Source organism: Ehrlichia minasensis, from assembly GCF_004181775.1.
In the GTDB taxonomy this organism is placed as follows: domain Bacteria; phylum Pseudomonadota; class Alphaproteobacteria; order Rickettsiales; family Anaplasmataceae; genus Ehrlichia; species Ehrlichia minasensis.
The window spans coordinates 1-15,695 of the sequence record NZ_QOHL01000027.1 but is presented as its reverse complement, the minus strand read 5'-3'; the positions used below and the strand labels follow the sequence as shown (position 1 = coordinate 15,695).

At 28.9% G+C, this 15,695-nt stretch carries 10 protein-coding genes; 3 read left to right on the top strand and 7 right to left on the bottom strand.

Translation table 11 applies throughout. The features are described 5' to 3' along the window. Positions 1–459: 459 nt before the first annotated feature. The 3 genes from DRF75_RS04445 to DRF75_RS04435 form a co-directional block, all read right to left on the bottom strand. Positions 460–2,202, bottom strand: coding sequence for a DUF3023 domain-containing protein (locus tag DRF75_RS04445; protein ID WP_129992736.1), 1,743 nt, complete (start codon positions 2,200–2,202; stop codon positions 460–462). A gap of 928 nt (positions 2,203–3,130) precedes the next feature. Then, positions 3,131–4,027, bottom strand: coding sequence for a hydroxymethylbilane synthase (gene hemC, locus DRF75_RS04440; protein ID WP_045171480.1), 897 nt, complete (start codon positions 4,025–4,027; stop codon positions 3,131–3,133). 487 nt (positions 4,028–4,514) lie between these two features. Next, entirely contained in the window at positions 4,515–5,819 is a 1,305-nt protein-coding gene (locus DRF75_RS04435) for a bifunctional folylpolyglutamate synthase/dihydrofolate synthase (RefSeq protein ID WP_045171478.1), read from the bottom strand. A gap of 350 nt (positions 5,820–6,169) precedes the next feature. On the opposite strand from DRF75_RS04435, the gene gatA reads away from it, so the two are divergent. From gatA to prfB, 3 genes are all read left to right on the top strand, one after another. Next, positions 6,170–7,633 (top strand): Asp-tRNA(Asn)/Glu-tRNA(Gln) amidotransferase subunit GatA, encoded by a 1,464-nt coding sequence (gatA, locus tag DRF75_RS04430; protein WP_129992735.1) that lies wholly within the window; start codon positions 6,170–6,172, stop codon positions 7,631–7,633. A gap of 14 nt (positions 7,634–7,647) precedes the next feature. Next, positions 7,648–8,394, top strand: coding sequence for a YebC/PmpR family DNA-binding transcriptional regulator (locus DRF75_RS04425; RefSeq protein ID WP_045171474.1), 747 nt, complete (start codon positions 7,648–7,650; stop codon positions 8,392–8,394). A 295-nt stretch (positions 8,395–8,689) separates the two neighbouring features. Next, a protein-coding gene (prfB, locus tag DRF75_RS04420) for a peptide chain release factor 2 (protein ID WP_240729894.1) occupies positions 8,690–9,794 on the top strand; the annotation gives its coding sequence in 2 pieces (ribosomal slippage) (positions 8,690–8,764 and positions 8,766–9,794; 1,104 coding nt in all). 558 nt (positions 9,795–10,352) lie between these two features. Here prfB and DRF75_RS04415 read toward each other — a convergent pair. From DRF75_RS04415 to DRF75_RS05085, 4 genes are all read right to left on the bottom strand, one after another. Continuing rightward, complete coding sequence (locus DRF75_RS04415; protein ID WP_045171469.1) at positions 10,353–10,679, bottom strand: DUF721 domain-containing protein; 327 nt, start codon at positions 10,677–10,679, stop codon at positions 10,353–10,355. A 40-nt stretch (positions 10,680–10,719) separates the two neighbouring features. Next, complete coding sequence (locus tag DRF75_RS04410; protein WP_165375564.1) at positions 10,720–12,246, bottom strand: hypothetical protein; 1,527 nt, start codon at positions 12,244–12,246, stop codon at positions 10,720–10,722. A 358-nt stretch (positions 12,247–12,604) separates the two neighbouring features. Continuing rightward, a complete protein-coding gene (locus DRF75_RS04405; RefSeq protein ID WP_129992732.1) occupies positions 12,605–13,669 on the bottom strand; it encodes a hypothetical protein in 1,065 nt (354 codons plus the stop codon). Positions 13,670–14,755: 1,086 nt separating this feature from the next. Beyond that, positions 14,756–15,695: hypothetical protein (locus DRF75_RS05085; protein ID WP_165375563.1), on the bottom strand; the 940-nt coding region annotated here is incomplete at its 5' end.

Below are 15,695 nucleotides of genomic sequence, written 5' to 3'. Positions count from 1 at the left end.
ACTGAAGTTTTGACATTTTCTAACTCTTAAAACATAAAGCTCACAAAACTCTGACGAAGTCTCACAATTAAATGCATCAATTATTAGCATTAGACAATATTTGCATAACATCATTAAATTTTAAGTTTTACTTAATCATTTGTACTTACTCACACAGTAAAATTCTTACAGACTACTCTTATAAATAAACTACCTGACATTACTCTTTTTCATACACCTAAATATATACTGCACAGTTATACATATGAAATACTGAAGTTTTGACATTTTCTAACTCTCACAATATAAACTTACAAAACTTCTACAATATATTTACCAAATGTATTAATTACTCTAAATTAGTAACACAACATCAGATACAATAATCAATATAGAAGTTATTGTTGCAATATCTCATAATAGAGTTAAAGATGCACTTATACAAATGTTTAAACTTTTTCTTAAAAAATTCTAGATTAATTACTTAGTATTACTACGCACTACACCACTAGAAGTATTAGCACATCCTACTAATGATGACACTTCTCTCAAACATGGTGATGGCAATACATCTGAATCACTATTCACAGCATTTAATAGATCTTCTACACTTTCACTTAAATGTGATAAATTACACGTATACACTGAGTGTGACACAGTACCTTTACCATCTGAAGATACTTTTGCACGTCGCAGTGGTGCTGATGCATTTTTCATATCATATTCTAAATCTTCTAGATGCTGTTTATAATTTTCTAATCTTGGATTACCTAATAAAACTGACTCTTTCTCTCTTTTATGCCTTGGAATGCATGGACAACACAAACTATCCTTTTGTTCTTTTTCTAACAAAAAATCTGGATATAAACCTGAAAGATTTTCCAAGCACTCTTGTTCATTAAAAAACTTATCATAAGGTCCACCATGCACTCTAGATAATACTAACGTACCATAACACGTAACCACTGACATCTGCAAATTACTTGCTCTACTTGACGGCACATTACAACATCCACTAGAAGCATTACCAAATACTGATTCAAGAAACTCATCTTTTTTCTCATCTTCAACAAAAACGTACATGCTTACTTTTACATGTCCATTTTTTGCTCTATTAAGAGCATTACCAACCAACTCAACTAAAGTTTCATTTCTTATTATAACGCTAGTTGATACTCTACAATTTAGTAAAAATAAACACCCACTTCCAGTATTATGTGTAATAGGTAATGATCCATTTTTAGATTTACTGATAAGTACTTGCATTCTGTTATTAGGACCAGTATTACCCATTTGAACAGCTGAATCTAATACTACAGTTTGAAATGATGATAGTGCTTTACATAAATCATTATTATATTCTCTCATTACTTCTAAATACTGTGTACCCCACATACTACAAGCTAAATCCGAGATATATTTTTTATTAGGTAATCCTTTGCCACTTATTAATTTTTTACTATATAATTCTTCGCTACTTACTAAACGTAGCTCTTTTTCTTTTCTACACATCGGAAGACAACCATTTTCACTTTGTTGCACTTCCATTAAAAGATCTTCCTCTAATCCTAAAGCAGGTGTACTACACTCAGGTTTAGGCAACCTACATTTTTCATATTTGTATCCAAATTCATTTTCACGAGGTCCATCATATCTAGGTATCTCAAATTCTCTAGTGTCACTGTCAAATGGCAATATAAAATTTGCTTTTAAACCTGCAATATTTACCAAATCTTTTGCTTCTTCATGCGCTGTTTTATAACATCCTTGCCTTGATAATATGACGTCACCATAATTACAAAGCATATTACCAAGTTTACCATTCAAAGGACAAAACTCTCCATTCGATACTACAACATTATGCAGGTGCGACATTTGATTTTCATCAACTAACATGTATGCGCTAAATTCCACCATGCGCTTCCATACACTACTCAACCTAGTTAAACCTATTAAAGCATTCAACTCTGGATCCGTAATGATAACATTACTTGGTAATCTACACTTTACACAAACTAAAGATTTGGTGCCATTTTTAAACAAAAAACTTGGTACACAAAATGGGTTAGAATATCTAGAAGGACGTACTACTACCGTATCCCCAATACCCAATTCACTCATTTGAATAATTTCTTTTACCTGTAGTCCTGGAACACCTGCCAACTTAGAACATAAAATATCATTTCTTTCTTTCTTTGATTTTAAACCTGAATTATTTAACATATCTAACAATTATAAATATACACACACTTCATATTGACAATTACATGTCCTACAACTATAAAGTTATGATATATAAGAATTGCTAAAGTATTAAGTTATATGATAAAACACGTCTATCATTTTATTAATTTAAAATATAGGGATATGAAAAAAATCAAGACTGTACTAACTTTTAAAACAATTAAGTAGCTCTTATAATAATATCAATCTTTAACTATATAGTTATTATTTATATACTTCTTAACATACTAACTGACAAGTCAACTTGACACAATGAATAATACCAGATTTATCATAGAAGTATTAGATTATAACTTACAAATTTATTTAAAAAACATATAATTATTACACATATGTTTAGGATTGTTCTATAGATAATACTTTTTATAATAATCAATACAGCTTATCATATTATATGTAATAACCAACTAACACACTCCACAATGATTATATACTATGATGTAATAATAACTAATCTACTCACATATATTAAAAAAATCATGCTCAATACTAAACTTACACCTACCACATACTGTAATATTAATTAATTAATAGAATAACTAACTTCTTTATAAAAATTAAATATATGACATAGTTATCATCTAATCAGTTTATTTTATATATCAATGCATAATTTTCCTTAACTACATTTTTCTAACTTACAACTAAGATAGATAATCTATTGTCTATGAAAATATATAATTAACAACAACAGTTTAATATAATAAACTTTTAAATTATATACCTAGTAATGACTATACTATTATTAATTAGCTTATTTCTATTTTAATATCTGATTTTTCTTAACACATTTTTTTTTATTAACAATTAGTAAGACAATCTCTTTTCTATTGAAAACAGATAAACTTACAAAGTGTAAATCACACATCAACAACTATTGTTTCATATAAATAAACTTGAATTATATTCAACAATTACCATATAATTCATTGATTAGTTTCTTTCCTACATCAATACCTGATTTTTCTGCATTACACTCTTCAAAATAACAATCTGAAAACGCTATTTTTTTTTCATTTGAAAGCATACAAGACATATAAATTGTGTCGCTATTAACATACTGAGCAAGTGCTGCTAATGGTGTATCACAAGAACCATTTATTGTCTTCAAAAAACTCCTCTCAGCCATTACACAAACATAAGACTTATGACAATTCAAAACTTTTATTTTATTGATTATATTATAATCATCAACTCTACATTGTACACAAATTGCACCTTGCCCTACTGCACTTAACATTACTTTACTATCCAAAATTTCTTTTATGACATTGCATTTATTTATTCTGATTAATCCAGCTTCTGCTAACACTATCCCATCAAATTCACCAATATTAGACTTTAGTATTCTAGTATCTATATTACCCCTAATAGGTATTACTTGAAGATCTGGCCGAAGATAATTTAATTGTACTTTTCTTCTTATAGAAGATGTACCTACAGTTGCATTAAGAGGCAGTGATTTTATATCTTGATATTTAGAAGATACAAAAACATCATATGGACTACTACGTTTCAATATACAAGGAATAACTAATCCATCACAATAAAAAGCTGGTATATCCTTTACTGAATGCACAGCTAAATCTACTTCACCTATTAATAATGCTTCTTCTATTTCTTTTATGAATAATCCTTTTCCACCTATAGTATTTATTGGAACTTTATTATTTATATCCCCAGAAGTCTTAATTTCTACCACTTGAATGTCCATCTCAGGGAAATAGCTACTTAATAAATTTGTAACTTCTAGCGTCTGTGCTAGAGCTAAAACACTTCCTCTTGTCCCAACTCTTATCTTCATTACGGATTAGTAAAATATTTATCAAAGTCAATAATAACAAAACTATAGACTACATGCTACATCATTTACATATTAACAAAAGCACAACATTAAATTATATGTAAAATTAAAAATTTTAAAGTTCACCTATACCAAACTATTATCATTGCTACATGATTTATAACATACTTTGCAAGCTTATATTTCTTTTAATAGTAAGGGAATTGTCTTACTAACTGTTAAATTTAAAAAATGTGTTAAGAAAGATCATGCATTAACATGTGAAGAAAATAATTGATAAGTTAGATGTTAATCATTGAAAGTATAGTAAAAGTTTAATATTATCTAAATAATAAACACATACTATTAAACTCCATACTTTATCAATCACCATAGCTTATAGCCAACAATATACTAAAGCTGAATCTAATATTCATGGTATAGCACCTATTACAATACAGTTGTCTTATATAAAAATTTCTCAAAAAAGCTTACTAAGCATCTGATGTTAAATATTATTTTCTAATAAAACATCCCCAGCTAAATACAATGACCCACAAATTAAAATTGTAGATTTTTTATTATGATCTCCTACTTCCAATATTTTAGAAATTGCATCAGATAAAGTTCTAGACGCAACTGCCTTTATCCCTAATGACAATGCAGTTTGTAACAACTCTTCTGCAGTCTGTGCCCTTGGTTCAGATTTTACACATGCACTAGCCAAAAACTTCACATAAGGTTTTAAATAATTTAAGAACTCAACACTATTCTTCTCTCTAGTCATTCCAAAAATAATATATAAATCACCTAATTCATTATTCTGTATCCAACGTGATAACACTTCAGCTCCAGCGGGATTATGAGCCCCATCTAAAAATAACTCCCAAGCTTGAGGAATCATTTTAGACAAGAAACCAGTTGTGATCTTTTCCAATCTAGCTGGCCAATAAGCTTGTGTTAAACCTTGAACAATATTTTCATAATCTATATTATATCCAAATTTACCAGAAAGTATACTACAAGCAGCTATTGCATTTCCTGCATTTATTATCTGATGCTCACCTCGCAATGAAGGTAACGGGAAAAGTAATTCTTCTATATTATTTTTAAAAAGCATCTTATCACCTTTCCTATCACAAGACCAATCAATACCTCCCCGATATAACGGAACATTGTTTTTAATTGCATAATATTCCAAAACATTCATTATTGACTCTTTATCTTGTGGAGCAATAACACAAGTAACATTCTCCTTCATTATTCCAGCTTTTTCACCAGCTATTAATTCAACTGTATCACCTAATACTTCTGTATGTTCTAACGATATTGAAGTAATAATATTCAATATTGGAGACACTACATTTGTTGCATCAAGACGTCCACCAACACCTGTTTCTAATAAGACAATATCTGCCTTAATTTCTGAAAATGCAAGTAATATTGCTGCAGTTGTACCCTCAAAAAAAGTAACAGGTATATCTGCACTTGCTTCTCTACAAATTTCTAAAACTTCATATAAATATTTATCAGATATCCTGTTTCCAGCAAGTACAACTCTTTCATTAAATTCTATTAAGTGTGGTGAAGTGTAAATATGAGTTTTTAAACCTGCAGAATTCAAAATGTAACGCATAAAAGATATTGTTGACCCTTTGCCATTAGTTCCAGCAACATGCACTACTGGAGGTAATTTCTTTTCAGGATTACCTAAATTATTTAATAAACTATACATTCTACTAGGTATCATATCAGAAACTAGATCAGCCGGTGCTAACCCTAAAGGTTTTGGCCAATGCGGCATGTATACCATACTTTCTCTCCTTATTTTAAAAGCAACTCACACAAATAATTTTCACAAGATATATGTCAATACTATTAATATCGTTATTAATAAAATATCCATATTTATTGAACATTACAATTGACTTTTAGAAAAATTTTGCAAATCTCTATACTATAAACTGTATAACTAAATAATACAGTTTTTCATAGTTGTTTTTATCATAAATTACAATCTATCAAATCATGAAAACCTTACTAACTACAAACACTTAACTAAAAAACAACGTATTACATAATTAAAGCCATTTCAAAAAATTTAATTGTTTTATTAAATATAATATGGTAACTTGTACCCACTCTTATCTCATTTACTCAAACATGAAAGACATTTTAAAACTATCCATTGCAGAAATGCATGATAAATTAAAAAAAAGAGAATTCTCTGCTGTAGAACTCACCAAACTCCATATTGAAGCTGTTGATAACGAAAAGCTAAATGCTTTTGTTACCAAAACACCAGAAATTGCTTTAAGTGCAGCAGAAAAGGCAGACCACATTTTTACACATCAAAAAGACAATATAACACCATTAACTGGAATTCCAGTAGGCATAAAAGACTTATTTTGTACAAAAAATGTTAGAACAACAGCTTGCTCCAATATACTAAAAAACTTTATTCCTCAATATGATGCAACTGTCACTAAATTACTACTCAATAATGGAGCTGTAATGTTAGGAAAGTTAAACATGGATGAGTTTGCTATGGGATCATCAAATTCTAACAGCTGCTTTGGAAACGTAAAGAATCCATGGATAAGAGCAGACGGTGCAGAAGTTGTTCCTGGAGGATCATCAGGAGGTTCAAGTGCTGCTGTAGCAGGTTTTTTATGTGCTGGAGCTTTAGGAAGTGATACAGGAGGATCAGTACGTCAACCTGCAGCATTTTGCGGTATAGTTGGTTTAAAACCAACATATGGAAGATGCTCAAGATCAGGTATGATAGCATTTGCCAGTTCTCTTGATCAAGCAGGTGTATTAACACGTACAGTAGAAGATGCTGCACTGATGCTACAGTCAATTTGTGGATACGATACTCAAGATCCAACTTCTGCTAACATAAATGTCCCTAAATTCTCTGAGAATATCACACACAAAATTAAAGGTACACGTATTGGCATCCCAAAAGAATACGAATTATCAGGTAAGCATCAAGAATACACTGAAATCTCAGAAATGTGGTCCAAAGGTATTCAATACTTAAAAGATGAAGGCGCTGAAATTATAGAAATTAGCTTACCACACACAAGTTATGCACTACCTGTATATTACATTATATGTTCTGCTGAAGCATCTTCCAACCTTGCAAGATATGATGGCATAAGATATGGAACACGTGTATCATCTGATGATATTAACGAAATGTATCAATTAACACGTGGACATAATTTTGGAACAGAAGTAAAGAGAAGAATACTAATAGGAGCATATGCTTTATCATCAGGATATTATGACGCATATTATAATAAGGCACAGTGTATAAGAAGGCTAGTCACAAATGATTTTATTAAAGCATTTAAAAAAATTGACTATATATTAACACCCACTGCACCTAAAGAAGCCTTCTCAATAAATGAACAACTTGACACATTAACAATGTATTTAAATGATGTATTCACTGTTCCAGCAAGTTTAGCAGGACTACCTGCAATTTCTGTTCCAATAGGACTATCAAAAAACAATTTACCACTCTCCTTACAAATAATCGGAAACTACTACGATGAAGGAGGCATCTTAAATTTAGCTAGTATCATAGAAAAACATACAGGAAGAATTTTAAAATAAAAGGGTAATCAATTATGGCTGGTCACTCACAATTTGCAAATATAAAACATAGAAAAGGAGCTCAAGATGCAAAAAGAGCTCAGAGATTTACAAAACTCATAAGGGAAATTATTGTATCCGCAAAACAAGGGCTACCAGATCCAGAATTCAATTCTAGGTTAAGATCAGCAATTATTGCAGCAAAAAAAGAGAATCTTCCCAAAGATAGGATTGATGCAGCAATTAAAAGTGCAACTGGAAATACACAAAGCGACAATTATGAAGAAGTAGTATATGAAGGTTATGGTCCAGGCAACATAGCTCTTATGATTCAAACTTTAACTAATAACCGTAACAGAACAGCAGCTGAATTAAGACATGCTTTATCAAAATACAATGGGAAACTTGGAGAATCTGGAAGTGTAAATTTCCTTTTCAATCATGTTGGAGTAATAGCATACAAAGCTGCATGTATTGATAGTTTTGATTCATTGTTTAATACTGCAATAGAATTACAAGCTTTAGATGTTGAAGAAGTGACACAAGATGAAAGTCAAGAAAAAATGTATTATGTTACTTGCAATATTCAAGATTTTGGTAATGTAAGAGACCAATTATTCAATAAATTTTCTGATGCCGAATTCTCTAGGCTATTTTGGAAACCAAGTGACATTTTAAAAATAGAAGATGAAGAAATACAAAGGAAAATTTCAAGTTTAATGGATTTATTAGAAAACAATGATGATGTACAATATATAGATAGCAATTTTACCTTTTGTTAAAATTACAATACATATAAAATTGTTACTAATTCAATTTGTGCTATTATTAAAAAATGTAAGCATATTGAATAATACATTTTCTTTTTTACTAAGTTTGATTTTTTTCCTTAATAGCAATTTCACAAGGTTGATACTTTATTAATAATTTATATCTTGCTTTCACAATATAGGTTCTGTATCCTATAATTAGTTATTTGATTATGGCATTTATGTTAAAATTGTTATTATGCTTATTTTTGTTGTACATTCTAATAAATCGAGTAAAATCTAATAGTTAACTTTTTCTTACAATATTATGATAACAAAATCCTATGCTGACGAAGAATTGGTAAGTTTAGGTAAGGCTCTACAGCTCATTCGGGGTTATCTTTGACATCGATAATTTAAACAATCTACTAGCTGATCTTAATGCACAGTGTTCTAGTACATCCTTATGGGCTGATAATGCATTAGCACAAAATGTACTATCCAAACGTGCTAGAATATCTAAAATTCTAACTTCATTTACAGAACTAGAAGAAGAATACAATTATTATATTGAATTACTAGATATTGTAAAAAATGACACAGATGAGCTACTTAATGAACTAGAAATAGGCTTAACAAAGCTAAAAGAAAGAATTCAAAAAAAAGAAATTGAATGTTTATTCTCAAATGAAGCAGATCACAATGATTGCTTTATAGAAATTCAATCTGGAGCTGGTGGCACAGAAAGCAATGACTGGTCCAATATGCTTCTCAGAATGTACGTAAGATGGGCAGAAATATACCACAACTTCAAAACAGAAATTGTCTACAAGTTAGATGGTGAAGAAGTAGGAATAAAATCTGCAACAATAAAAGTAACAGGTGATAATGCATATGGTTGGTCAAAAACTGAAAATGGAATCCACAGGTTAGTACGGATTTCCCCCTTTAATTCAAATGCTAAACGTCATACTACTTTCTCAAGTATATTAGTTTCTCCAATAACAAATGAAAACATCAATATTGAAGTTTTAGATAAAGATTTACGAATAGATACATACAGAGCATCCGGTGCAGGCGGTCAACATGTCAATAAAACAGAAAGTGCTGTACGCATTACACATATACCATCCGGAATTGTAGTACAATGTCAAAATAATAGATCACAACATCAAAATTTAGCTGAAGCACATAATTTACTAAAAAGCAGACTTTATCAATTAAAATTACAAGAAAAAGAAAAAAAAATGACAGAAGAACATAATAAAAGATGCAATATAGGTTGGGGAAACCAAATTAGATCTTATGTTATGCATCCATACCAAATGGTAAAGGATGTACGTACAGGATATGAAATTGGCAACGTAAATTCTGTATTAGATGGCAATTTAGATCCATTTATTATATCAGCATTAACAACAAAAATACTATAAACTTAAACTTTACGTAATTTAACAGCTAGCTAGTAACATGATACTTCATAATAGAATAATTAACGCAAGTGCTGTAACTTTCCAGATATAACTCTATATTATAATAATATATAAATTATTAAATATAACCAAACTTGTTACTTAATAAATATTTATAAAACTGATAATATAAATCTATATTAAACGATAAACTACACCTATCCATTATATCAGCATTAACAATAAAAACATTATAAACTTAAATTTTATACAATTTTATAATTGTTATAACTTCCCAAATACAACATCACTACAAATAGAGTAAACATAACTGTATTTAACAAATACTTTCAAGAATGAAATTAGCAATTTAAATTCCATACTATGACAACAACTTAGATCTATGCACCATATTAGTACTAAGAAGAAAAATTTATAACTTAAATTTTATATAATTTAACATAATTACTTAGCAAAACATGATGATGTAAGAACTTACGTAGAATAATTATCAGAAATACTATAACTCCCTACTTAGATCATCACATTATAATATACATGAACAAATTTTTAAATTACTCAAGCTTGTTGTTTAATTTTTATCCCATGTACTACTTTAAACCCAAAAAAAACAGAAATTTTCTCTATAATGACTGGTATTGCATATTGTATATCAACAGCAACACCTCCATTATTTACAATAAGATATAAAACGCCTGTATTAACACTATCTAAAAACAATAACTTTTTTGGTTGAGCAATCTTTGATATTTCCTTTCCAACAATAACTTTCCAATTTAAGAAAAGAAGTACTTCAAGCTTATTAATATTATTTCTACCATACTTACTCAGTATCAATTTTTCAACAGCATCTCCTATAGTCTTAGTACAAGATTTAAATAACATATCACACTATTATTAACTTACATTTTCACTGAAAAACATTTTATTGCACATTACCAGGAAGAATCAAGTTCTGAGTACTACTTGTAGAAGCAACGTCATCAACAATACTACAAACCTCTTCTTCTGTGCTAACCTCTACTTCTCTTCTGTTATAGTAACATATCTTTTGCACATATCCAATATTCATAGTAGAACCCATAGTTCTAGTTACTGGTACACTATCCCACTGCTTTTCCAGTATAGACATTCTTGCAGCATTAATTATGGACTGAACAGTACAACCAGTACTACCCCTTACCAATTCTTTTATCACAGCACAGACTTTTGATCCAGCAAATTTTATATTATTAACATCAATTGTTTTATACGGATTACTACCTAACAATTCTTCTACTTCTTTCAACACTGGATCACTCTTTTGTGGCTCCAGCGCTAATATACTTCTAATAAAGTAATTCGCTTCAGCATCAACATTTGCAGTACCATCACAAGAATAAGAAGCAATAGCCATCGTAATCAACAACTTTTCGTCTTTTCTCATAGCTTCAGCTAACACAGAACTAAACTTCTGACCAGAAGTTGTAACCCTATCATCATGTACACAATAATATTTAGATATTCTTGCAATATTTCTACAAAATATACCTTTTGCCCTATTAAATATTAAACCTACAGAAGATTCACTAACATGACACACATTGTTTGCCACGTAATCTTTTACCCAAATGATTTTATTATATAGAGGGCTACCCTTATTTTTCAAGTCCTCTAGATCAATTAATGTCTTTTCAGGACCAAGGATTTTCATCAAAGATAAAGCCAATCTACCAGAATTTGTATTAATCCACAACTCTTTACCAGACAAAGCAACAGAAGTACTATCAGGAACTACTTGATCTTTTCTATTTGGACATGTTACAAATATATCACTCAATAACTTCTCATATACAGTTTCACCACTCTGAATATTTTGAGATTTTAAGATGTACAGTAAATCTTCCATTGATCCTGTACATATTTTTTGATATTCACAACTTAATAATAAATTACTATCACTTATTTCTGGATATTTAATATTAAGCTTCAGTTTTTGTAAATTACTCTTAACAATTGATGCATTTCCACTAACAACAAAATACATACCTGGTTCATTTATTTGCGCAATCTCTTCATTAGTGAACAGCAACTGACATTTACTATCACTATTCACTACAACTTGAATTTTCTTTGTAGGACAAAATCCATATGACTGAGTTACATCTAATACAAATTTTCTTGGCTCTATTAACCTTTTACCTGATTCAACTACATTATATTTAACATCAATAATATTATTATTAAGACTAAGTCTACTCAATTGCTCTCCAGAAAAAGGTACAAATAAAACCATCTGATCCTCTCTTGCAATTCTTGGTGGCATATCTTGAAGGTTTACAGAAGTACCTCGATACTGCATAACCAAATGTGCAATACTGATAAGTAAAACAACAGCTAATACTGACATAACTACAGGAGCAATTATATCCAGGTGCGGTACTGTTAAGCTATCTTTAAAACGAAAAGCCAAAATAGCAGCCGTAAAAGCAAGAATAGTAACACAGAGTAAAAATAAAAATAAGTAAAGCGACTGAGGTTTGTTCATAAACTTTTAACAATAATTTAACAAATATAGATCACAATGCATACCATCAACATATCTTACTATATTCTAATTGTAAAGATATTAATAGATTTGTCAATTTAAATATATCTATTCCATATCTATTGATATAAACTACTATTATCCATCACCAATTCATAAATAAGAGAATATCAATAACATTTAAATATTAAATAAACATATATTAATGTACTCTAACACAATAAATTCATACAATTTTAATATCAACAATTTTACACTTAATTACTTTACGAAAATGATAACTTCATATTCTTCTCATTTTTGAACTGTTACCTCTTGTTATTTTACTAGCAAAATTCTCTTCTAACCCTTGATCATCAGCATTATATGTATCTCTTGAAATACTAGAACTTTTTTTATCATGTATACTTTTTTCATCATTACTAGTTTTATATGTGGGAAAACTATTACTTTCACTATTTACATCAACTTCCGACCCTTGTTTATTATTTATCTGCTTCAACAGCTCAGATGCCATATCAGAATAATATTCTACAGTAGAATCACTATATATACTATAATATTTATAAGAACTAAAAAGATTCACTAAATTCATTATTTGTTTTTTCCCGCTAAATTTATCAATATCCATTAAACCATGCAATAGCTTCATAAATATAGGATCTTTTGTATGCTTAAGCATTACACCTTTCAATTCTTGCTCTAACGCATTATAATCACTAATTCTTACTTGCTTTCTCAATAAAGATTTCACATCATGAGAAGCACAACCTTCAAATTTTTCGTTAATCTTCAATTTAGCAATTGCTGCTATACCTCTACGTACAGGTTCAGAATATATTAAATACATTTCAGGTCGCTTACAAATCAATCTAGCAGATAATGTAGCTAACGCTTGTTCTCTAGGTGAAAGTGAAGTATTGAATAGTTCTTGATTTACATTGCCAAAACGAACATCTAATGATAATTTATCCAATATTTTATTAAAATTTTTATGAAATTCAGGAAAAAATGGATAATTATTATAATTACTTATTGTATCATTAGATAGCACAGCCTTATCTGAGTATTTCGCAACCTTTTCATCACTTGCAGATAAAACTTTATCAACCATTTTAAAAGGAACTGATGTCCTATCTTCATATTGTTGTTTATCATACCACGCAAACACTTTCTCTTTAGCATAAACCACAACACTTCCAGCAACTGCGCTTGCAAAAACAGTACCTAATTGTAAACACACGGCCACAGGTATAACATTCAGTGCAGTTAATACTGCAATTGTTATTAACGCTGCAGCTACAATACCAATCACTATTCCAATTATAGCTTTATAATTAACTTCCATATTATTAATTAATATTTATTAGAAAAAAAATATAATTTATTAAAATATTTAAAAACTATATTATTATTTACTAATAAAAATATATTAAATAATAGAGTGTAATTTTACGTCACATTTACTAGAATTGAACACAATACATGTTTATATTGCATTTGTAAATAATCTTTATTAATATCTTAATATATTAGTTGTTTTTTTATCACATTATAAATCATCTAAACTGTTTTTTGTTCTTGATTACGTTTTTGGAATCAACTAGATATAAAGATCAAAATATATAATATGAAGATATATTTTTTAATTTATATAATAAAAGAACAATACTTTTTATTAATATATTTACAAATAATATATACTTATTAGTATCTTGTACTACTAAATATTAGTTATTAGAAACATCATAAATTATTGTTTTATCAGTATTACTTTTTTTCATTACATAATAATGTATGACCTGCTATAAAATCACATACATAAAAACAATATTAATAAACAGTATAATTAGAAAATAACATTACAGTTAACTCCATCAAAAATACATCTATCAAGAAGTTTCACAATATAGATCATACGCTGACATAATACATGATTCAAACTTACTTAAACATAGATTTACTTCTTTTCGAAAATATTATTTACTATGATGATTTTACTTGCATGCAAAACATCCACTTGAGAAAACCACCCTAATAAATTAAATGACTTCATAGAGTAGATAGTATCTAAAATACACACTAAATAACTAATGATATAAATTTGATTATACTTTTTCCTTATACTTATTATAAAAATGATTTAACTCATTACTTAACTTATATAAATAAGCATAACATAACGTATAATCATCTATAAATATTAGATGTATAATTACTACAATTCCAACAGAATTAAACAAATATATAAATTTTTCCCAAAAAAAATGTACATACTCTATATTTTGCAGATTTATATGTTTAAATATACCACTATTTAAGTATTAATAAAAAACACCATCACCAACTTTTAAACAAACTTATATCATTTACAATAAATAAAAAAGCTAACTTAATTCAAAAAACAAAAAATTTAAAAACTCATATATAATATTTAAATACTAATTTCTAAATTCTCACGTAAATGCATTTGTACTGCTACACTATCAAGGACAGGATGTTCACAAAAGCCCATTAACTTACTCCTTATTTTACATATAGTAGAATACTGTGAAAACAATTCTTGTGAGCATTCCATACCTTGCATAATTATACTATCTTCTTTTAAGTTAACACCACGTATATCACCGTTTTTTAAAAATTCTAAATATTCTTTTAACAAACTTTTAGTTTCATCCACATAATCAACCACTGTTCTATAAATTTCTATTTTACCTAAGCTATCACAAACCTGATTAACAAAATCATTTGATAAACTTGACAAATCAATATCTTTGGTACTTAATTTTGCTATTTCTCCTTTCACATTATTAAAATATATTGATAGTAGTGGACAAGAATAAATAACCTTTGCACAAAACACTATTTTTTGCTTGCGATCATTATCAAGTGTTTCCCATACATCATCAGAAACTACATCCATTAATAATGACTCTAATCTATTTTTTACTATATCTTTATATTCGAATACATCAGCTAAAACTCTAATAAAGTCAGGGTAAGTAATATAAGAATACTCTTTTGATTGTTTATACATGTCTTGAATTCTTGACGCTTCAGCAGACATGGCACACACAAACCCTCTATACTCAAATTTACGCTTTAGCAAATCTCTTAAATCCTCTTTTGAAGGAATAATTATAGAAACTTTAGAAGGCAAATTAATATCTGATGGTATATCTTGTTTGCGTCCCATTCTACGATACAGAGGATTTGTAGTGTTAACAACAGAACTAGCTACTCTTTCACCACTATCAGTACTTCTTTGAGACATAGAATCAACATCCATTGTACTTGAAGCTTCTGTAACAGGTCTAGATTCTTTTCTACTACCAGTACCCATCTTAGGTATACCTGCTACATCTGATGTAGTT

Excerpts from the sequence above, each read along its gene's own strand:
- DRF75_RS04425 (WP_045171474.1), top strand. The coding sequence starts at position 7,648 with ATGGCTGGTCACTCACAATTTGCAAATATAAAACATAGAAAAGGAGCT.
- gatA (WP_129992735.1), top strand. The coding sequence starts at position 6,170 with ATGAAAGACATTTTAAAACTATCCATTGCAGAAATGCATGATAAATTA.
- hemC (WP_045171480.1), bottom strand. The coding sequence starts at position 4,027 with ATGAAGATAAGAGTTGGGACAAGAGGAAGTGTTTTAGCTCTAGCACAG.
- DRF75_RS04405 (WP_129992732.1), bottom strand. The coding sequence starts at position 13,669 with ATGGAAGTTAATTATAAAGCTATAATTGGAATAGTGATTGGTATTGTA.
- DRF75_RS04435 (WP_045171478.1), bottom strand. The coding sequence starts at position 5,819 with ATGGTATACATGCCGCATTGGCCAAAACCTTTAGGGTTAGCACCGGCT.
- DRF75_RS04415 (WP_045171469.1), bottom strand. The coding sequence starts at position 10,679 with ATGTTATTTAAATCTTGTACTAAGACTATAGGAGATGCTGTTGAAAAA.
- DRF75_RS04445 (WP_129992736.1), bottom strand. The coding sequence starts at position 2,202 with ATGTTAAATAATTCAGGTTTAAAATCAAAGAAAGAAAGAAATGATATT.